The organism is Deltaproteobacteria bacterium (assembly GCA_016208165.1).
GTDB lineage: Bacteria > Desulfobacterota > Desulfarculia > JACQYL01 > JACQYL01 > JACQYL01.
The window spans coordinates 1-20520 of record JACQYL010000006.1; the positions used below are offsets into that span (position 1 = coordinate 1).

15 protein-coding genes and 2 pseudogenes are annotated in these 20520 nt (G+C 55.2%); 10 read left to right on the forward strand and 7 right to left on the reverse strand.

Going from position 1 to position 20520, the window contains the following annotated elements; all coding sequences use genetic code 11:
- The 3 genes from HY788_01235 to HY788_01245 all read left to right on the forward strand — a co-directional run.
- Window positions 1–257: transposase (locus tag HY788_01235; GenBank protein ID MBI4772800.1), on the forward strand; the 257-nt coding region annotated here is incomplete at its 5' end.
- 219 nt (window positions 258–476) lie between these two features.
- A complete protein-coding gene (locus HY788_01240; GenBank protein MBI4772801.1) occupies window positions 477–887 on the forward strand; it encodes an MBL fold metallo-hydrolase in 411 nt (136 codons plus the stop codon).
- On the forward strand, window positions 839–1129 hold the full coding sequence (locus HY788_01245; protein MBI4772802.1) for an MBL fold metallo-hydrolase: 291 nt from the start codon (window positions 839–841) through the stop codon (window positions 1127–1129). The genes HY788_01240 and HY788_01245 overlap by 49 nt, the downstream gene beginning before the upstream one ends.
- Before the next feature lie 1602 nt (window positions 1130–2731).
- Here HY788_01245 and HY788_01250 read toward each other — a convergent pair.
- Window positions 2732–4029: pseudogene (locus tag HY788_01250) on the reverse strand (transposase).
- Window positions 4030–4676: 647 nt separating this feature from the next.
- On the opposite strand from HY788_01250, the pseudogene HY788_01255 reads away from it, so the two are divergent.
- Window positions 4677–5790 (forward strand): annotated as a pseudogene (locus HY788_01255) (IS630 family transposase).
- A 61-nt stretch (window positions 5791–5851) separates the two neighbouring features.
- On the opposite strand, the gene HY788_01260 reads toward HY788_01255, so the two are convergent.
- The 3 genes from HY788_01260 to HY788_01270 all read right to left on the reverse strand — a co-directional run bounded on the left by HY788_01260 (window position 5852) and on the right by HY788_01270 (window position 7164).
- Window positions 5852–6109: a DUF2442 domain-containing protein gene (locus HY788_01260; protein MBI4772803.1), complete on the reverse strand. Its 258-nt coding sequence runs from the start codon at window positions 6107–6109 to the stop codon at window positions 5852–5854.
- Complete coding sequence (locus HY788_01265; GenBank protein ID MBI4772804.1) at window positions 6106–6363, reverse strand: DUF4160 domain-containing protein; 258 nt, start codon at window positions 6361–6363, stop codon at window positions 6106–6108. The genes HY788_01260 and HY788_01265 overlap by 4 nt, the downstream gene beginning before the upstream one ends.
- Window positions 6364–6963: 600 nt before the next feature.
- On the reverse strand, window positions 6964–7164 hold the full coding sequence (locus HY788_01270) for a hypothetical protein (protein ID MBI4772805.1): 201 nt from the start codon (window positions 7162–7164) through the stop codon (window positions 6964–6966).
- Between the two features lie 147 nt (window positions 7165–7311).
- Between HY788_01270 and HY788_01275 the strand changes: the two genes are divergently transcribed.
- Both HY788_01275 and HY788_01280 read left to right on the forward strand, forming a co-directional pair.
- Window positions 7312–9768, forward strand: coding sequence for a hypothetical protein (locus tag HY788_01275; GenBank protein MBI4772806.1), 2457 nt, complete (start codon window positions 7312–7314; stop codon window positions 9766–9768).
- A 286-nt stretch (window positions 9769–10054) separates the two neighbouring features.
- Entirely contained in the window at window positions 10055–10285 is a 231-nt protein-coding gene (locus HY788_01280) for a hypothetical protein (protein MBI4772807.1), read from the forward strand.
- Between the two features lie 683 nt (window positions 10286–10968).
- Here HY788_01280 and HY788_01285 read toward each other — a convergent pair.
- The 3 genes from HY788_01285 to HY788_01295 all read right to left on the reverse strand — a co-directional run bounded on the left by HY788_01285 (window position 10969) and on the right by HY788_01295 (window position 13960).
- A complete protein-coding gene (locus HY788_01285) occupies window positions 10969–12198 on the reverse strand; it encodes an EAL domain-containing protein (GenBank protein ID MBI4772808.1) in 1230 nt (409 codons plus the stop codon).
- Between the two features lie 881 nt (window positions 12199–13079).
- Window positions 13080–13328, reverse strand: coding sequence for a hypothetical protein (locus HY788_01290; protein MBI4772809.1), 249 nt, complete (start codon window positions 13326–13328; stop codon window positions 13080–13082).
- Window positions 13329–13597: 269 nt separating this feature from the next.
- On the reverse strand, window positions 13598–13960 hold the full coding sequence (locus HY788_01295; protein ID MBI4772810.1) for a hypothetical protein: 363 nt from the start codon (window positions 13958–13960) through the stop codon (window positions 13598–13600).
- 308 nt (window positions 13961–14268) lie between these two features.
- On the opposite strand from HY788_01295, the gene HY788_01300 reads away from it, so the two are divergent.
- The 4 genes from HY788_01300 to HY788_01315 form a co-directional block, all read left to right on the forward strand.
- Window positions 14269–14892 carry a TetR/AcrR family transcriptional regulator gene (locus tag HY788_01300; GenBank protein ID MBI4772811.1) on the forward strand — a complete coding sequence of 208 codons (624 nt, stop codon included), beginning with the start codon at window positions 14269–14271 and terminating at the stop codon, window positions 14890–14892.
- A 213-nt stretch (window positions 14893–15105) separates the two neighbouring features.
- The gene (locus HY788_01305) at window positions 15106–16317 is read left to right on the forward strand and encodes an efflux RND transporter periplasmic adaptor subunit (GenBank protein ID MBI4772812.1); all 1212 of its coding nucleotides are present in this window, start codon (window positions 15106–15108) and stop codon (window positions 16315–16317) included.
- 150 nt (window positions 16318–16467) lie between these two features.
- On the forward strand, window positions 16468–19662 hold the full coding sequence (locus HY788_01310; GenBank protein ID MBI4772813.1) for an efflux RND transporter permease subunit: 3195 nt from the start codon (window positions 16468–16470) through the stop codon (window positions 19660–19662).
- A gap of 682 nt (window positions 19663–20344) precedes the next feature.
- The coding region (locus tag HY788_01315) for a cold-shock protein (protein ID MBI4772814.1) at window positions 20345–20520 on the forward strand (176 nt) is incomplete at its 3' end.

Consider the following 20520-nt stretch of genomic DNA (forward strand, 5'->3'; position numbering starts at 1 on the left):
TCGAGGCCACCATCTCCGAAGCGGATCGGGTCACGGGATTCAAACGATCGTGGACCCGAGGCAAAAAGCGGGTCACCCTGTCTGTTTTCATGAAGGCCCTGGCCATTAATATCAAGAGGTTCGTCCAGAGCCGCCTTGATCGGGCCCAAAAGGCCTCTTCCAAGTCACTAGACGGCAACAATAACGACAATTTCCCTCCGCTCTGTGACCTATGTCACGGCGGCGGTAACCTTAACTGTCTTTCAATGGCCGCTTGAACCTCCGATCCTCCAAAAAACAGCCCTATTCGAAAAGGGGGTTCTTACGAGGGCATCAAAGTTTCATATGGCATACTTGAGCATGGTGCTTTTCAACCACAATGCAAGCGCTGACCTTGGATCAATAAATAATGACTGACAATCGGGCTAGTTCAGCCGGTGCAAAAAGAAACGCTATTGAATGACGTCGGTAGAGAGCAAACGCATGAGGATAATTGCATGATCCAGCTCAAGTGGTTCCCGCCGTCCTGGGTGCAGATTAGCACGAGGCAGGCGAGGATGTATATCGACCCATCGTACCTCAAGACTTACTATGGGAAGCACCCGACGGTGATCGAGTATTCGACCTGGCCCGACCCCATAGACGGATTGCCCGAGCCGCTTGAACCCGCCAACATCATACTCGTGACCCATCACCACAGGGATCATTTGAAGAAAGTCACGGTAGACCGTCTGAGGGGGCCTGATACTGTCGTTTTTGGACCTGCAACTTGTTCAAAGGAATTGGGACGCGATTTCACTGTCGTGGGCGAGGGCGATAACTTCGAACAAACGGATTTCTCAGTGAAAGCCGTACCTGCATACAACACGGAGGAGAGGGATTGTATCACGCAGGCGACACGGATCTGATTCCAGAGATGAGTGGCCTCGGTAGAGTGGATGTTGCGCTGCTACCAATTGGTGGGACCTATACGATGAATGTTGTTGAGGCCGTCCGAGCTGTAACGACAATCAGACCGAAACTGGTCATCCCGATCCATCACCAGTCGGCCTACCCTGGGGAGTTCTGTCGTCTCATGCACGATGCGTCGGTGACAAGGGCGATCACTCCCGGTATCGGAGAGCCGATCAAACTTGAATGTGAAAGCTAGCGCCACAGGACCTCAGCGGTTGCATTCCGCGACTGATACTCCATTCGTTCCGCGCGACTACGCCGCAGTTCAACAATAATTATCCAATCCTTGAACATCGACCGGCACGAAACACTCAAAAATACCTGATGAATACTCGATCCGATAAAGATCGAAAGCGCCGAACCCAACTGTTGCCACTGGGTCTCAGATCCGATACGCAGGTTGTCACGAATAGCAGATTATGTCTTGATCGCTCACGGCCGGCCGCCTGAGCCCCTACGTGGCAAGTATGGTGCACTTGGCAGGCGATTTGGGGCTATACCACATGTTGTGCTGCGCCCGAATTTCATATCACTTCCAAAAGTCCGGACATACGGTCCCCTCTCCCGCTGGGAAAGGGGCTAGGGGTGAGGGCCCATTGCTCAATAATTGAGCAATGGGTGGCCGGTGATTGCTCAATTTCTGGGCAATAGCCAAGTATGAGCCGAAGCCAGGATCCGAAAAATACAAGTGAAATAAATCTGTTATTGCGGTTGGTACGCAAGGTGCATAAAATTTGCATTGCAAAAGTGGATAGCGCTCCAGTGCAACCCGCGTATTTCTTTGGATCGGGAGCAAGACAAGAGAACCGGGGCCTTGGGCAGCCGTCTCCCACGATGACGAAAAAGGGGCCTTGACAAAAGTCAGCCGGTAGACTTGGCCGTTGATCAGGGAAGGACAACATGAATGAGGGCCGGTGGTCTGTAGGGGCGGTTCGCGACCAGGCTTCCCTGAGCTATGCCGTGGCACGACCGCCCCTACGGATAGACGTAAACCCATCGGACCTTTGGTCGGGGCGTTCAATACGGTATCCACAAAACGCATCAAGCATCTGCGCGATACCCCTGACGTCCAGATATGGCAGCGCAATTATCACGAACACATCATCCGCAGCAACCACGAACTGAACCGGATCAGGGAATACGTTGCCAATAAGGCTGCACAGCGGGAAAGGGATCGAGAAAATCCGAATGTTGGTGTAGGGACTCGGATTAGAACCTGCCCCGAAATGGGTCTAACGATGAAACATCATTCCCAACAGGCATTCGTCCGATATAAGTCGACAATGAAACATCGTCCCCATATGCCACTTTCTCCCCAGTGATCAGCATACCTTTGCGGCTCAGGGACGGCTCGAAAGAAACGCAGCAATAAGGGTCCCAGCGTGATAGCTGCAGATAGCGCGTGTCAAGAAGCTCGCTGTAGATTTGGAGCTTTTAGATTGGCCATGGGCGGTGATAATGTAAAGATGCAGCTTGAGCCTTTCGAACTAAGGGACAAGATCCGGGACCACCCCTCGCGAAGAGAGGCGGGGCTGGTTTTCCGTTTCTGAGGAGGAAGCCTGGGAGGGGTATCGCCAATTCGAAAAAACGACAAAGCCGGGACTCGGGCACGATGCTAAATAAATCACTGAAACCACTTCAATCAGTTAAAAAATTCTACTTTTTGGATTATTTCTTTATTTTACCTAGAGTTTAGAGCATGCAGGGCTCCCAAGTTGGTTCACAAGAGCATAAGTCTCCAAGACGGGTTGAATATCCGTTGACGCAACGTTGTGAGATGATTGCCCGAACGCGGATATCAGGCAGCGCGCCCGGAGTCTCGCGGAGAATCGGTCAATTCCAGCTGGTATTTTTTGGATTTCCGGTCCCACATGGCTCGAACGTTTACATTGCCAAAAAGGCGACCGATGGCTCTGGTCATCCAGCCCGCGGTGGCGGGTTCGTTCTTTCTCCAGGGGATTGGGAACATGGCATAGGCTGCCTTGGGTCCCAGGCAAAGGGCCAGGAACCGGGGCAGGCTGTAGGCCACACACAAGATCATGCTCCATCGGGCCAGAGCCTGCCGGGTTTGCTGCCAGGCATTTTTCAGGCCGAACAGATGCTTGATCTCGTTGAACATGGGCTCGGTCCACCATCGCCTGGCATAGCGTGTGATGACTTCGTCGCCGTCCATATCGGGATCGGCGCCGATCAAGAGATGCCAGCCGGACCAGGAGGCGTTGTCGTTCATAAACCGGCGCCACACGATCTTGCATAGGGCGCCGTCCAGGAAACGGACTTTGGCCTTGGTTTCGTGGAACTGGAAGACCCGGTCCGAGCCATAGGCAAAGAGGATGTTCTCCACCGGACGGCAGAATCGACCGATGTTTTCCAGGGTGAGTTTTTGCCCATACTTTCTGGGCCTGCCCCGTTTCTTCAGGGGCGGATTGTCCGGAGGCAAAAACAGGGCGGTATCTTTGCGGACTTGCCCGATGACCGTCACGCCTTCGCGAATCAGGGGAAGCACCAAAGAGCCTTTCATATACCAGGCCTCGAGCAGTAGAATAAGGAGAAAGCGGTCCGGCAGCCAGGTCATGAGAACAGACATCAAAAGCCGAGCCGCGTCCAGTTTGGTGGTGTTCCCTTTCTTGCGGATGAGCCGGAACAGGAGAGGAAATGCGGTCATCTGTCCTTGTAACGACAGATGACCGCCAGAGAAACCCGAAGCTGTCCCCACAGGAATTTGGGGCGGTTGGGCCGATGCGCGTGATCGTAATGCCATGCGGCGCAGGGGGCCTTCTTGGACGATCGGGGCAAGGGGAAGTCGTCTATGGCAAACTCGATAGACCGGTTTGGGATCCGGTTCAGGATCAGGCGCATCCATTGCCGGCCCAGGGCCAACCATTGGAATCGGCCCTTTTCGATGGCCTTGTAATAGGCGGTCCAGGACAACCGAGGCCGGATCGATAAAATGGCCGAAGAAATATGGCCGTCGCGGCAGACCATGCACCCCATCAGCAGTTCCAGAAGGGTCGGAGCGATTTTGCCCGGTACGGCTTGAAACAGAAAGGAAATCCACTGCGAAAGGAGCGTAAGTGCTTGAACCGTCGAATCCATCGGCTAACCCCCAAGGAAAGTTTTCTTTCCTTAAAGGGCCGCCAAAGGCGGCCGCGCATTTGCGCGGCAATGTCAAGTACTTTTTTGATTTTATACGCATTTTCTCAATACCAAAGGGCCTTAGACTCTAAACTCTAGTTACAGTAGATCCGGATATAATTAATTATGTACATAATTCGTCGTCCAGTTTGGAAATGCTCAACTAAAGGGGGAAAAGGGGACGGGGTTGAATTTGGGCGTTTCTATTCCTCAATGGACAGCTAAGGAACTAACGGAGTTCGGTCAATCGCCGCAAACCGTCCAGGCTCGGACGCTCTTATGTTATTGGGCGCATCGAAAGCGTGGGATGACCGCCGCCTACATTGCCGGGAGGCTCAAGATCGTTCAACCGGCGACCAGTCGCTTGCTGGAATGGGGTGAACAACTCGAAAAAGAATATCAATTCGATTTGATTGGAGAATAAAGGTAAAAAAGTATGGACGTCCCCATTATTTCTTTATTATTGCATGAAATTCCCAACTTAAGATGGCTTAGTACATATCGGAATAAATATGATGACGTATTAATCTTGCGTTATTAACATATATATGGCATGATCTCTCCTCAGATAGGAGGTGATTATGCCCAGAAAAAGCCCATATCGGCTCATGTTGACTGCTGATGAAAAGAAGCAATTACAAAACATCTCGCGTAAATATACGTCACCATATTGTGAAGTCGTGCGAGCCAAAATCGTCCTCCTTGCCGCGGAGGGCGTGTCAAACAAGGAAATCGGTCAACGGCTGGATCTGCCTCGACAGATCGTTTCCAAATGGCGAAAACGCTTCTTTGACCAACGCCTGGCCGGTCTGCAAGAAAGGCCACGGCGGGGGAGACCCGGCGCTTTTTCCCCCTGAGGTTGTTGTGGCTGTCAAGGCGCTTGCCTGTCAGTTGCCCAAAGAACTCGGTCTTCCTTTTTCCAGGCTCTCTAACGATGACATCGCCCGGCAGGCGCAGGAACTTGGAATTGTCGCTTCCATCAGCGGGAAAACGGTCTGGCGCTGGCTGAGCAGAGATGCGATTCACCCCTGGTGTTACCGCAGCTGGATTTGGCCACGGGACCCCGATTTCGAACCAAAGGCTGCAAGAGTCCTCGATTTGTATCAGGGGCTCTGGGAAGGCAACCCTCTGGGCGGCGATGATTTTGTGATCTCCTGTGATGAAAAGACCAGCATTCAGGCTCGGCGACGATTGGCCGCCGTAGCCGCCCCCACATCTGGACGCTATGGCCGGGTTGAGCATGAATATGAAAGAATGGGAGCTTTGGCTTACTTGGCCGCTTGGGATGTCCGGCAGGCCAAACTCTTCGGCTTGTGCAGGAGCGGCACGGGAATCGAGAGCTTTCACGAACTGGTCGACCTCGTCATGCGCCGGGAGCCATACCGATCCGCGCGCCGGGTGTTTTGGGTGACGGACAATGGCTCTTCGCACAGAGGCCAGGCGTCTGTTGATCGCCTGGAGAGCTGGTATTCGAATGCGATTCAAATCCACACCCCGATCCACGCCAGCTGGCTTAATCAGGTTGAAATTTATTTCTCTGTGCTCCAGCGCAAGGTGCTTACGCCCAACTACTTTGAAAGCCTCGAAGAACTCGAAACCAAAATTCTGGCCTTCCAGGCCATATACGAAGAAGCCGCAAGACCTTTCGAGTGGAAATTCACGCGAGAGGACTTGCGGAAAATGCTATCCAAATTTGATGAGTGCCAAAAATTGGCGGCTTAACAATACGTCACCGAATTTTCGCCCCAGAGCACTCGTGCGATAATGTTCAAAGCCCCTCTCTTCATGCGGTCTTTCGTTGTTGCGAAGGCGAATGGGCGATGCCAAGGAGACCGTCTATAGACAAGTCTTCATCCAACAGGGGCCAATGGATTCCATAGCCTGAAGGAGAGATTTCGAGCGTAATTCGTTCCTTTTCAGACGCCTTCTCAAGCAGGGGCGAGATGGCTTTCAACGGAAACATTCTCCGTGTTCCATCTATGGTGAGAATCATCCGATCGTTTTCAAACGTGATGTTTTCGATGGAATGGTGTTTTTTCATCTTTTCCGCCTGCTTTGGAATTCATCCCATTGTTCTTCTATATACTCAAAGTGATCGTAAATGATCTTTCTGATTTCCCTGGTATCCCTTGGCGACAGATTATATGCGAAAGCCTCTTCAAGATCGAAGCGGTCTCGATCCAGCCAATACTTGCATTCCATGTCTCCCTTTCGGCAATGGACATGAATGGGCTCATTTCCCTCATTGGAATAGAAAAACAATCGCCAACCCAGAATGATGAGTATTGTAGGCATCTCCGTCGCTCAATATCCTCCGTCGGACTTGGTTGGGGCTTCAGCGCTTTGTCGTAGCCCCGTCGGCAACCTAGATGCGTTGGGAAACACCGTCCGTGCTTTGAGGCGGTTTTCATTCGAAATTGAATTTAGGATAAAACCGGATGTCTTGTCAAAAAAGATGAACATACGGGGTTTCGACCGATGTGGCTGAATGGTGCGCGCTGTTTCATTGTTTTCGCTCTCGTTCCCAAGTTCCACTTGGGAACGAAACGCTGTGAGAGCCAAGCTCTCGGTAACACTCTCGTTCCCAAGTGAAACTCGGGAACGAGGAAAATTCAACCGGTCATCATCGGACCGGAATATCTTCCGTCTTTCGATCCCCCTGACGATCACATGATGCAGCGCCCCTGCCGCGTCTATTCCTGCTTTCCGTGGCATGGTCCTCTATAATCAAGTGCAATGAATTCCTGTAAAGTTTAAAGACATGGTCGTCCCCAATACTGCCGTGGACGTCCCCAATACTGCCCGTGCAGCCGAAAACTCGGAATAAATGGCAATAAAACGGTGGGTTTCGTCTTCAGCGTCACCCTTTCACGCCGGCAATCACGCCAGGCTCGATCAAAATCCTCCCGTTTTTGGTATTCCCTCGTGGTTTGATTTTGCAGGTTCGAAATCGTCGGTTGAAACAGTGCCTTGTTCATCCTGTGGCGATTCTTCCGTGTGGATGAGAGCCAGTAGAAGTTCTTTGACGATCGGACGTGAAGGGGTGTACTCTAAAAGAAGGAGCGAGGTTCCCCATTCTTTATCGTATACCCGCATGTGATGCTCCAACGACGTTTTCGCCCGGTGTTCGTCCTTCCGGGTCGCCTCCAGAGCAGGTTGCTGTCGGCATTGCGATTCACAGCGAAATGCGCGGGCTCAAGCGAGCAGTTAAGCAGCCACTGTCCAGCCAAAGGAGGTTTTGCCGTGCGAAGAACCTTTCCTACCGTGGCGCTGATCATAGCCCTGTTTCAATTCGCCGGCATTCACGGATTCTCTCCGCCGCCGGGTCGTTGTTCAGCCGAAGCCGGTGTTCTTCATGAAGGGTGGAACAATTTCAGAGGTGCGACCTATGGTTCAGCCAGCTCCACGGATGGCGGATGCCGCATTACGGCCGCGGAATCAACGATGGAATTCCTGCGGCTGAACGTAGAGCTGCCGGGGGTTGAGGTGCGCCGGGCCACTTTTGAGGACGGAAACAGGTACACCCTGGTCACGGCTCCGGGTTCCGGCCGGTACAAGGTCGGCGGCCCCGACGTTCCTGTTTTCGGAACATGGATTCTGATTCCCAACGGCACACGCGCCGATCTGAGTGTCAGTCCGGGAAGGGCCGTCCATTTCGAAGACGTCGATTTGCCCCCCATTCAGCCGCCGTCCGCCGACAAGGAGAACGCTCCTCCGAATCCTTTTGTCAAAGATGAAAGCATCTATTCCGCCGATGCGGCCTATCCCGCCGTCTTCGCCTATCTCGAACCCACCAAAATCATGCGCGGCCAGGCCTGCACCATTCTTTGGATCTACCCCTATCAGCACAACCCGGTGCAACGCTCTCTATGTGTCTATCCCGATCTCGAGGTCGCGGTCCGGTTTCAAGGGACGGCGTCTCCAATACCTCAGGAGTTTCGAAGCGAGAGCTTCGATAATCTGATGCGGGGATTCGCATCCAATGCGGACGCTGTGTTGGGAATCAGCCCCGTTCCGGCCAAACGGGTTGGAGAATCGTACCCGAAAGAGCCGGCGGCAGCCGATGGGGACCAACTCATCGGGTGCGATTTCGTAATTATTACGCACACTCTGTTCCAAGCCGCCGCCAACAAGCTGGCCGCCTGGAAGGAACAGATCGGTTTCAGGACCTGCGTGGAGGTTTACGCGAGCCCCAGCGTTATGACCATCCGCAACCTGATCGCCTGGTACTACACGAACAACGATATCAAGCCATACTATGTGCTGCTTCTGGGAGACGCGGAATACATCCCCTGCGACTATCGGACGGCCCATCCCTGGGACAGCACTCCTTCGCTGCCGAGCAATCTCAAACAGGGGAAGATCGGCACCGACCTGTACTATGCAGCCATCGACGGCACGGACTACATCCCGGACATTGCCATCGGGCGGCTGTCCGTGGGAAGCGCCGCCGACGCCATGGATTTTGTTGATCGCATCATTGAATACGAAAAGGATCCGCCCGTGCTCACCACTTTCTATGACGACGTGGCCGTATGCGCTTATTTCGAGGACGGCAAAGGCGTTCCGGGATTCGATCCCGACGGCATCGAGGACAGCCGATACACGATGACCTCCGAGGACTTGGCGATATTTCTTTCCGACGCCGCCTATGGAATCAACAAGACGGTCACCCGCATCTACTATGCCAAGCCCGAAGTGACGCCCGACAAATGGAACAACAATCAGTACCTGGCGCTCCCTAATTTCGGGGGCGGTCCGGCCGGAAATCCCGGCGAGACCATTCCCTCCTATCTCAAGAAACCGGGTTTCGCCTGGGATGGGGGGCCGACGCAGATCACAGGCGCGTTCGAGAGCGGCTCCTTCCTCATTACCCACCGCGATCACGGCAGCAGGCAGTACTGGGCGCAGCCCTACTTCCATTCGGCGCACTTAGGCACTCTGCAGATTCGGTGGGGGGAGTATCCGGTGGTTTGGAGTGTCAACTGCGAAACCGGCTGGTTCGACAATGAAACCGACTATCCCACATTAGGCGACACGGACCTGACCGGTTATCACGAAGAATCCTTTGCCGAATTCCTCTCTTCCTACTGCAGCCTCGGCGGGCCGGTGGGCGTTATCGCCGCTACTCGCGTAACCGACGCCATCTACAATGATCGCCTCATGTGGGGTTGGACGGACGGCATATGGCCGAATTTTATCCCGACGGAAGGCTGGCCGCTGTGGATCTTCCGCATGGGCGACGTTCTGCTGGCGGGAAAGCTCTATATGGCGACGAAGGTTGCGGACGACGCAGCCGGCTGGCGCAAGGCCCATTTCGAGATGTACCACTGGCTCGGCGATCCGACCATGGAGATTCGCAATGCGTATCCCGGATTTCTGGAAGCCGAACATCCCGTTAAATGGCCCTGGCGGAATCGGCCCCATGATTTCAAGGTTCATGTGCAGTGGATCAACGGGTTTCCCGTATGGCTGGCGAGAGTGACTGTTTCCCGCTCCGGCGCTCCTGCGGATCAGCGGGTGGGCTGGACGGACCTGAACGGAGATGTGGTGTTTACCGATCTTGTCACGAGCCAACCGGGCGACTATACCGTCACCGCCGTATTTCCCAACGCGGCGCCTTACTTGGGCACGTTCGAATCATCGGAATTCAAGCCGGGTTTTCTCCCGGCGCTGCTCGGCGCCCTGTTAGGGAAATGACGGAGGGACCGGAAACCGTCTTTTGCATGCTACCCACCCCAAACGCCGAGCCATTGATTATCCGGGGACACTTTGCTTATTTTGTCATCGAGGCGTTGGTTTATATCCTGATCGCAAGGGTTGGCCGAGCCGAGCGGAGCCCCCGAGCACTTGAAGACCAACTACCGCCCGGCTTCAAGGGTCAAATCGTTCCCGGTCCGGGGGTTCCGACATCGCGCCCATTTTTTTAATATAGCACAGGTGCTGTGCTAGATTCATCCGAAACGATGTAATGGGAGGATCTGATATGGCCAATATTACGCTCAAGATCGATGAACAACTTCTCGATAGGGCCCGTAACTTGGCCCTTCGGCGAAAGACGTCAATCAATGCGGTGGTAAGGAAAAGCCTTGAGGAGTTCGTATCCGGAGACCTCAGCCGCGAGGCAGCCGCGAAGGGCCTTGAGGCCTTTTTCCGCCAAAGCAGGGCCAAGGTGGGTGCAAGAACCTGGAACAGGGATGAACTCCATGAAAGATAAGGTTTTTCTGGACACTAACAGCTTCATCTATTCCGTTGACGCATCTCCGGTTCAGAAGTAAGAAAGGAGGGACGGGGATGAATTTGCGCGTTTCTCTGTTTCATCATCGATGACATGGAAACCTCATGCGACGAAAGGCACGCATTGACGCGCCCGGGGCGCTGCATCACATCAGTATCCGAGGAATCGCAAGACGAGCAATTTCGGGAATGATAGTGACCTGGAGAGGAACTGGTCGGTTCTGCAAGACCCCCGAAGGTTGCACGTGCACGCGTCCTGATCGGTCCAATAGCTGTCTTCCGATCAGCATTTCTTCATTGGAGTCGCTCGCTTTATCCTTTGTCGGAAACGGTCATTTCACCGAAAACTCGGAAAATATCGGCATAAGTGGCTAGAAATAGGTGGGTTTTGTCTTCAGCGTTGCCCTTTCACGCCGGCAATCCCGGCAGGGCGGGATTCATAGCGCCCTGAGCACCGACATCCACGGAAAACGAGGGAAGTCCCGCACAGCGGGATTGGGGACGCCAGACAGATCGTTTAGGAGCAAGGATCGTGCTCCTTTTTTTATGCCGGCCGGCCTCGATAGGTATGGCGTCCCCGGATCTGAAAGGTCGTAAGAGAACCCGCGCTCAGCTCTCGAAGGGACAGCCGGTGGCGAGTTGAACCTATTCCCTGCGAGGAAATTACCCCTTGCTCTCCTCTGAACTGAAGTCCGCGCACAGGATATGGAACTGAGAGCCTCTCACCCGAAAAACGGAAGAAACCGTACGGCACCAGTTTCCGGAGGCCATGGAAATGTAGCGATCCGTGGTGTATTGCGTCTTGCCCGCCTTGATGAAATAGAAATAGTCTTTCAGCGACTGATCTGCTCCCCTTTCATCGGGACGGAAGATGATTCTTCGGTTCCCGCCGATCCGATCCGGATTACAGATCGTATCGCTGACCTGAATGCCGTCCATATCCAACACGTAGACGCATTCCAGCACGGGATAGTCCTGGATGAACTCCACGAGCTTGAGGTCGAACTCGCGACCGTCGCAGTCCGACAGGGCGGCAATCATTTCCGACATGACCAGATCGTACACGCGATGGGTTCCCATCCTGGCGTTGATTTCTGCCATGACGAAATCCCTGTATCGGCTTCCCACGGACCGCATGGGCTCTATCGCCGAAACCAAGGCGGCTTCGATGTCCTCGTTGGGCCGCGACAGAAGATATCCTTGAAGCAGGTCGGTCTCGCATTCAACGGCCGCTATGGCCTCTTCTTCGGTTTCAATGCCCTCGGCGATCACCAGGGCCCCGAGGCGATGAGCCAGGCCGGTCAAAGCCCGAAGAACGTGTTGTTTGGAATACTCGCGGTCCAGTCCCGAAATGATGCTGCGGTCGACTTTGATGATATCCGGCCTCAATGTGGCGATTCGATCAAAATTCGAATGACCGGTCCCCACATCGTCCAGAGCAATGAGAAAACCCGCCCGCCGATAGAGCGAAACAAAACGATGGAGTTCCTCCGTGCGCTCCACCTTCGATTCAACGATTTCAATAACGATATGGTAGGGCTCGATGGCGGTTTGCCTGGCGGCGGCGATCAGGGATCCACGTCCGTCGTCAGGGTCCATGGCGTTCCCTTCGAGATTCAGGAATAGGAGCAGGTCTTTCCTGCGGGCATGGTAAGGTCGAAAGGCTTCGAGAGCTTTATCGCGGCAGAGGCAATCCAGCGCCACCGTCTTGTGCCCTCTGCGCGCCGCATTGAACAGGTCCAGGGGACAAATCACCCCGTCGGAACCGTCCGGAGGAACACCGCGGGAAAGCGCCTCAAATCCGACGGTGGTATGTTTCTTGACGGACACAATGGGTTGGAAGTGGGTGATGATGAGCCGGCGTTCGAGAATCCGATCCAGGAAGTTATCCATTGTTGTTTCCTACCGAACGGTAGTTATGCCTTCCATTTTCGTACCTTGCGATTGGAGTAAAGGGCGGTCCCTCGAGTTCGTCATGATGGGATTCGCCCGGGCCCTAAGGGCTCCCGAGTAGAAAACCCGGCGCACGCCAAGTCGACAAAACTCCTCATTGCGCGGCGACTCTTTCGATCAAGGGTTTCGCACGCCCTTGCTGCCCGTTTTCGATTTGCTTGGTTTGGCCTCGAGGCTCGAAAGCTATATGAAGCCGCTTAAAACCCTCGCAGTGCAATCTCCATACCGGCTTGGCATGCTTGTCCCATGTTTTTCGACCATACCGCAACGCAGTAGGATCCGGGCTCCGGAAGGATTTCATCTGTTCATGTGGGCTGTACCCGGGAAACAGGCTCGGGACAAAGAAAACGGGCGGTTTAAGGCAGTCCCCGCTATAGCAGAAAACCGAACAGGGCAAATAAGGAGGACGTCCATGCTTGTATACCTTTATTCTCCAATCCAACTAAATCGATATTCTTTTTCAATTTGTTCACCCCGTTTAGACAGGCGGCTTGCCCCCGGTTGAGTGGCCTTGAGCCTCCCGGCAATCCCGGTGGCGGTCCACCGGTCATCATCGGACCGGAATATCTTCCGTCTTTCGATCCCCCTGACGATCACATGATGCAGCGCCCTGGCGCGTCATTTCCTGCTTTCCGTGGCATGGTCCTCTAAAATCAAGTGCAATGAATTCCTGTAAAGTTTGAAAACATGGACGTCCCCAATACTGCCCGCAAGCAGTTTCGCCAGGCGATCGATAAGCCGGTTTTTGTCGCTATCGTCACGGAAGACGGCGCGCCGTTCGATCCCTTGGCAGCCGAAGTGATGCAACGCAGTCCGGCGCATCAATGCGTGCTTTTCGTGGCATGAGGTCTACCTGTCATGCATAATGAAACAAAGAAACGCGCAAATTCAACACCGTCCCCCATTTTCCAATCGTCCGTATGGTTTAACAGGGCTGTCAGAACATCGTGGATATGATCGTAGGCGGGCGAATTTCGAGTTACAGGGCCTTCACTTTCATAGGACTGAATGGTCGTTTCGAGATTTCTGATCTTTTCTTCCAGCTCTTCATACGTTGGTTTTCTTGACATAATGGTCACCAATTTCAGCCGTTGAGATTGCGGGTTTCATAGCACTGTTGCCCGAATTCCGGTCATTGCTCCCACCAGACGAAAGCGCTCCCGTCCGCCCTTGGCTTTTGCTCAGCCTTTCTGACGGTTCCGATCGTCGGCATGTCACGGCGCCGTCTTTAATGGCCGGCAATTTGGCGATTGTGTCTATAAAGCGACAGCCGGCCCCCGCGGCCTCCGGGGTGCACATACGATGGGCCGGGGGTGAATGCCGCAAGGCATCGAGCAATTCAGCCCGGTCTGTGGAAACGAAGGTAGTTCTCGCGCCCTACTTTGTCCCGCAACGTTTCATCCAGGAAACCGTCCGCGAACTCGATATATTCCTTGACCATGGACGGAACACCGAACAGGGCGTCACTCCCGAAGAGGATCCGGTCCGGAAACGACGAGATGAAATCCCGGTATGCTGCCGGGTCCTTCTTCATGTAAGGCAGCAGGGACGAAAAATCCGTATAGCAGTGTTCATACTTACTCAAGAAATGGGCCATTTTCTTTCGTGAGCCGCCGAAGCCCTGCATGCGACGGAAGTCCAGCAGAAATGAATCGATGGGACCCTCATGGAAAAAGTGTATATGTACGTCGTGATAGGGCATGATTCGGTATTCCCGTGTCTTTGTACCTGTGTTCCGGGGTAATTGATGACCCATGTCGCATCGGTTGCAGCCGAACTGAGACCCGATAGGTGTACAGGTAAGTATATCAGAAACGGGCTTGAACTCAATATACGGGGTCGCTCTTGATTGGACGCACCCCTCTTTGGCCGGTCACGATTCGTTCCGCCCGACGGCCCCCGTATTTTTCCTTGACAATCCTTCCTTATTTCGTGAATGTGGGTTCACAAAATAGAATGTGACGTCACATTCACGATGGGTAAGCCGTCCAGGCCTAGGGAGGCAGGGTCATGCAGGACGAGAAGATCCCGCGCCGGGAGCGGGAAAAACTCACGCAGCGCAGTCATATGCTTGCCGCGGCCCTCGAGCTTTTTTCGGAGAAGGGTTTTCACAACGTGTCCATGCACGAGATTGCGAAACGGGCCGAGTTTGCCATCGGCACGCTGTACAAGTTTTTTCAGAACAAGGAGGACCTTTACAAGGCCCTTGTTCTAGAGCAATCCGACAAGTTCCATGTGGCGCTCGTCAGGGCCATCGACGAGCCGGGTGATGAGATCGAGCGACTGCGAAAATATATTGTGACCAAAGGCGAACTGTTTCGCGAACACCTCGCTTTCATTCGGATATATCTCGCCGAGAACCGGGGGGCGAGCTACAACATCAAGGCCGGCTTGGACGATGAAATACGAAAGCGATATGACGCCTTTTTGGAAAGGCTCGCCTCGATCATCGACAACGGCATTCAGAAGAAGCGATTCAGGAACATCGCGCAACCCTACTCCCTGGCCGTGGCTCTCGACAGTACGGTGAACGCGTTTCTTCTGCTCTGGATCGATGCGCCCGAGGAGCATCCTTATCCGGAAGATCCGGACGCTATTTTGAATATTTTCCTCAAGGGATTGAGCGCCGAGTGATTCCGCGACAAAGACTTATAACGATCGGGTATGCGTTTAGAGGGTGGCTCAGCAACCCCCCTCATACGGCCATTGAGCCATGGGCGCCTGCCGCAGGGTGGCGGACGCCTGAAGGATTTTGAAAGAGGGATTCGGGGGGAAAACTTTTTTAAAAGTTTTCCCCCCGTGAATGAGTACGAAATGGGATCATGCCCGACATCTTGGAGGCATCAGATGCAACATTGGAAACGAACTCTCGAATCCGTTAGGTGGACCGCCGTATGGATCGTCCTGACGAGCGTTTTCTTGATGAACGGCTGCGAAAGCGGGAACAGTCAGCAAAGTCCGCAGCCTTCCGCCCCGCAAGTGGCCGTTGTGACGATCGAGACGCAGCAGCTCGAGCTGACCACGGAATTGTCGGGCCGGACATCGGCCTATTTGGTGGCGGAAATCCGGCCCCAGGTCAACGGCATTATAGAGAAACGCCTGTTCAACGAGGGCTCCGGCATCGAAGCCGGACAACTGCTGTACCAGATCGATCCCGCCCCTTTTCAGGCCGCGCTCGACTCGGCGAATGCATCCCTGCACAAGGCGGAAACCAATCTACCTTCGATTGGGGCGCGGGCCGAACGATACCGGGGATTGCTCGCCGCGCATTCGGTGAGTCAACAGGATTACGATGACGCGGCAGCCGCCCTGGAGGGAGCTAGAGCCGAAATCGAATACTGGAAGGCGGAAGTTCAACGAGCCCGTATCAATCTAAATTACACCCGCGTCGAATCACCCATTTCCGGACGTATCGGAAAGTCGAATGTGACCGTGGGCGCCCTGGTGACGGCGTATCAACCCACGCCCCTGGCGACCATTCAACAGTTGGATCCCATTTACGTGGACGTGGCTCAATCCGCCGCCGAAGCGCTTCGTCTGAAACGGGGTTTGGAAACGGGCCTGCTCAGCGCCGATGAAACCGGCGGTAAAACGGTCCGAATCCTCATGGAGGACGGGACACCGTATCCTCTGGAAGGTACGCTGGAATTTCGCGATGTCACGGTGGACCCGACCACGGGGACCATCACGCTGCGCATTATCGTGCCGAACCCGGATTATCTCCTGCTGCCGGGCATGTTCGTGCGGGCCGTGGTCCGGGAAGGGATCGCCGAACAGGCTACCCTGGTTCCTCAACAGGGGGTGAGTCGCAATCCCAAGGGGGAGCCCCTGGCCCTGGTCGTGGACGAGGCCGGCGCGGTCCAACAGCGCAGCCTCACTCTCGGCCGCGCCGTAGGCAACGAATGGCTTGTCACGTCAGGCCTGGCCGCCGGAGACCGGGTCATTGTCGAGGGCGCACAGAAGGTGCGGCCGGGCGCTTCGGTGACGGCCGTTCCCTGGACAGGGGAAAACAGCAGCGGGGAAGGGCAGGACAAGACCAGACCGACCGAGGAATCGTGAACGAACGGATGGTCTGAACGCTCACAGGCCGCCGGAACACCGTCCGCCGCGCCTTTTGGCGCCTCAAACGCTTTGAAAGGGGAGGCGTGGGATCCGCCGAAGGTGGATTCGAACGTTTTCCTCCCTAAACGATCAGGCTGGGGGACCGTAATGCTATCGAACTTCTTTCTGGACCGCCCGGTTTTCGCCTGGGTTATCGCGATCATCATGATGCTGGCGGGTGGTCTGGCGATCTATAAGCTGCCCATATCGCAGTACCCTCCCATCGCACCGCCGTCCATCGCCATCGACGCGTTTTATCCGGGGGCATCCGCCGAAACCGTTGAAAACAGCGTCGTCCAGATCATCGAACAGAAGATGACCGGATTGGACAAGCTGTTGTACATGTCCGCCACCAGCGACGCTTCCGGGGCCGGACGGGTCGAGTTGACCTTCGCGCCGGGAACCGATGCGGACCTGGCCTGGGCCAAGGTGCAGAACAAGCTTCAGCTTGCCACGGCGAGTCTGCCCGATGTGGTGCAGCGCCAAGGCGTCACGGTGAGCAAGTCCACACGAAACTGGCTGCTCGTTGTGGGGCTGGTTTCCGAAGACGGGAGTATGGATGAGAACGATCTGACGGACTATGCTCAGTCCAATGTCGAGCAAGTGCTGGCGCGGGTGCCGGGCGCCGGTGAAGTGCAGGTCTTTGGCACCCAGTACGCCATGCGGATCTGGCTGAATCCGGATAAACTCACGGATTATCGCCTGACGGTCGAGGATGTCATCAGGGCCCTTCGCGTGTACAATGTGGAGATCTCCGCCGGGCAGTTCGGCGGGGCGCCGGCCGTGGAAGGACAGCGGTTGAACGCCTCTATCATCATCCAGAACCTGCTTCGTACGCCGGAGGAATTCGCCCGAGTTCCGCTGCGCATCAATCCGGACGGCTCGATCGTGCGCCTCGGGGACGTTGCGCGGACGGACCTGGGCACCGAACGCTACGGAACCCAGGTACTTTACAACGGCAAGCCCGCCTCCGGCCTGGCGGTTCGGATGGCCCCCGGCGCCAATGCCCTGGAGACCGCGGACTCGATCAAAGCGAAGATGAAGGAGTTGTCCAGGTACTTTCCACCGGGCATGAAGGTCATCTATCCCTACGACACCACGCCCTTTGTAGAGGTCGCCATCGAGGAGGTGGTCAAGACCCTGTTCGAGGCGATCGTGCTGGTTTTTCTGGTGATGTACCTTTTCCTCGGGAATATGCGGGCCACGCTGATTCCGACCATCGCGGTGCCGGTCGTAATCCTGGGAACGTTCGCCGTGCTGGGGCTGTTCGGGTTCACGATCAACATGCTGACCATGTTCGCTATGGTGCTGGCCATCGGTCTTCTGGTGGACGACGCCATTGTGGTGGTTGAAAACGTCGAGCGCGTCATGAGCGAGGAACGGCTGTCGCCCAAGGAGGCGACCCGTAAGTCCATGGGGGAAATTACCAGCGCGCTGATCGGCATCGGACTGGTGCTCTCGGCCGTATTCGGCCCTATGGCGTTCTTGGGGGGCTCCACCGGGGTCATCTACCGCCAGTTCTCGGTGACCGTCATTGCCGCCATGCTGCTTTCCGTGGTGGTGGCCCTGATCCTGACCCCCGTTTTGTGCGCGTCCCTTCTCAAGCCGGCGACGGAGGGGCATGGAGCCGCAAAGACCGGTTTCTCTCTCTTCAGGCCGTTTTTCCGGTGGTTCGACCGTGTGTTTTTTTGGACCAGGGACGGATATCAGTCCTTTGTACGCCGGATTCTGAACAGGAAATTACGTTATCTGATCGTTTATCTTTTGATCGTGGCGGCATTGGGATATCTGTTCCAGCGGATGCCCACCGCTTATCTTCCCAATGAGGATCAGGGCATCATGTTTGTCCAGGCGATGCTGCCGGCCGGTTGCACCCTGGAACAAACCGAGCAGGTAATGGATCAGGTTCGAAACCACTTCCTGGAGGACGAAAAGGAAGCTGTGGCGTCCTGTTTTACGCTGGCCGGCCGCAGTTTTTCCGGAGTCGGGCAGAACGTCGGCATGGCGTTTGTCAAGCTCAAGGAATGGGGATTGAGGGATCGCCCCGAGCTGAAAATCGAAGCGTTGGTGGGACGCGCCATGGGAGCTCTTTCGCAGATCCGAAACGCTCGGGTGTTCGCATTTCCGCCGCCCGCCGTCTTCGAGCTGGGGCAAGCCGGCGGCTTCGATTTTCAACTGCAGGACCGGGGAGGACTGGGTCACGAAGCGTTGATGGATGCCCGCGACCAACTGCTCAGCATGGCCGCCCAGGATGCTCGGCTGATCCGCGTCCGCCCTAACGGACTGGATGATGTGTCCGAGTACAAGATCGACGTGGATTGGGAAAAAGCGGGCGCATTGGGGGTTCCCATCAGTGCGATTCATGACACCGTTTCGGCGGCCTTCGGCAGCGCCTATGTCAACGACTTTATCCAGGCCGGACGGGTCAAGCGGGTGTATGTCCAGGCCGACGCTCCATACCGGATGCTGCCCAGCGATCTGAAGCGGCTGTATGTCCGGAACACCGAGGGGAAGATGTCACCGTTTTCTTCCCTCGCCTCGGGGCGGTGGACCTACGGGTCTCCGCGTCTGGAGCGTTACAACGCCTTCCCGTCGGTGAATATCTGGGGCGAAGCGGCGCCGAGAACGAGTTCCGGTGAGGCTATGCAGGCCATGGAGGAGGCAGTCGCCAAACTGCCCCGGGGCATCGGCTTTGACTGGACCGGGATTTCCTACCAGGAGCGGATGGCGACATCCCAGGCCCCGGTGTTGTATACTTTTTCAGTAATCGCGATTTTCCTCTGCCTGGCGGCCCTCTATGAAAGCTGGACCATTCCCGTAACGATCCTGCTGGCCGTGCCGCTGGGGGTCATCGGCGGGGTTATGGCCACCTCGTTTCGGGACTTGCCCAACGACGTCTATTTCCAGATCGGACTGCTCACCGTGCTGGGGCTCACGACCAAAAACGCCATCTTGATCGTTCAGTTCGCCAAGACCAAGATGGAAGACGGAATGGGACTGATCGAGGCCACTCTGGAAGGTGCGAAATTACGGTTTCGCCCCATCGTCATGACCTCGCTGGCCTTCGGTTTCGGGGTTCTTCCCCTGGCGATGGCCTCGGGGGCCGGGGCGGGAGCGCAGATAGCCATCGGCACCGGGGTTCTGGGCGGGATGGTGACCGCCACCTTCCTCGCGATCTTTTTCATTCCCCTCTTCTTCGTAATGGTCATTCGGCTGTTCGGCAGGAAGAAAGAGGCTTACAGGGAAGATCCCGATTCGAGCGCGTCGGATGCTTCGGTGGAGGGGCGAGCTGATCAGGCGTAATCACTTACGCGGGAATAGCCTCCGCATGCGGGCGCAGACAGGACAATGGCTGTGGCGCAGGTTGGATTAGCGAGAGCAGCTCAGGGGAAAGCATCGCCCGTCCGGGCGATGTGGAGTTTCTTGCGTTGATTCGGGGGATCCTTGCATGCGCCGAATTCCTCTTCATTAATCCGGGCTTGTCTTGTGGCGCCTAGGACGTGCGGCTGTCGGGTCGGCCGGGGACGCAGCCACGAGCACGTTTGTTCATTGCCCGTTCTCCCTGGGATTGCTGACCAAAACGTTTCTTTCGTCCTGCTCGAAAGTGCATTCCCGCTCGAGGATTTCTCTGAAGGCTTTTCGCGCCCGGTGAAGCCTCACCTTGACGGCGCCTTTGTTCACACCCGGAACGTCGGCGATTTCCTGGTGGAGATCCAGTTGGAGAGCCTTTGCATAGAAGTGGATGGACTGGATGGATGAGACCCGGCAAAAAGAGCGGTATTCCTATCGACCGAAAATAGTTGAAAAAAACATTGGAGAGCACACGAATAACTTGACTTTGGAAAAGCAAACCTTTATTATGATCCTAATCTGTAAAGGCTTGTATCGAAGTTCGGGCCGGTTTCACTACGCAGGTAGATCCATGGTCAAAAGTGGCGACCTGAAAGTAGGGACCTAGAGAAATACTTGAAAGGAGGACGTCACTATGGCTAATGGAACTGTAAAGTGGTTTAGCGATCAAAAAGGCTACGGTTTTATTGAGCAGGAAGACGGCGCGGATGTTTTCGTGCATCATTCCGGAATCAATATGACTGGTTTTAAAACCCTGAAAGAGGGCGATCGCGTTACGTTTCGCGTCGAGCAAGGCCAGAAAGGCCCCGC

Bases quoted from the DNA above. Each gene is read 5' to 3' on its own strand.
- HY788_01240 (MBI4772801.1), top strand. From the start codon at position 477: ATGATCCAGCTCAAGTGGTTCCCGCCGTCCTGGGTGCAGATTAGCACG.
- HY788_01260 (MBI4772803.1), bottom strand. From the start codon at position 6,109: ATGAAAAAACACCATTCCATCGAAAACATCACGTTTGAAAACGATCGG.
- HY788_01265 (MBI4772804.1), bottom strand. From the start codon at position 6,363: ATGCCTACAATACTCATCATTCTGGGTTGGCGATTGTTTTTCTATTCC.
- HY788_01270 (MBI4772805.1), bottom strand. From the start codon at position 7,164: ATGCGGGTATACGATAAAGAATGGGGAACCTCGCTCCTTCTTTTAGAG.
- HY788_01280 (MBI4772807.1), top strand. From the start codon at position 10,055: ATGGCCAATATTACGCTCAAGATCGATGAACAACTTCTCGATAGGGCC.
- HY788_01285 (MBI4772808.1), bottom strand. From the start codon at position 12,198: ATGGATAACTTCCTGGATCGGATTCTCGAACGCCGGCTCATCATCACC.
- HY788_01290 (MBI4772809.1), bottom strand. From the start codon at position 13,328: ATGTCAAGAAAACCAACGTATGAAGAGCTGGAAGAAAAGATCAGAAAT.
- HY788_01295 (MBI4772810.1), bottom strand. From the start codon at position 13,960: ATGCCCTATCACGACGTACATATACACTTTTTCCATGAGGGTCCCATC.
- HY788_01300 (MBI4772811.1), top strand. From the start codon at position 14,269: ATGCAGGACGAGAAGATCCCGCGCCGGGAGCGGGAAAAACTCACGCAG.
- HY788_01305 (MBI4772812.1), top strand. From the start codon at position 15,106: ATGCAACATTGGAAACGAACTCTCGAATCCGTTAGGTGGACCGCCGTA.
- HY788_01310 (MBI4772813.1), top strand. From the start codon at position 16,468: ATGCTATCGAACTTCTTTCTGGACCGCCCGGTTTTCGCCTGGGTTATC.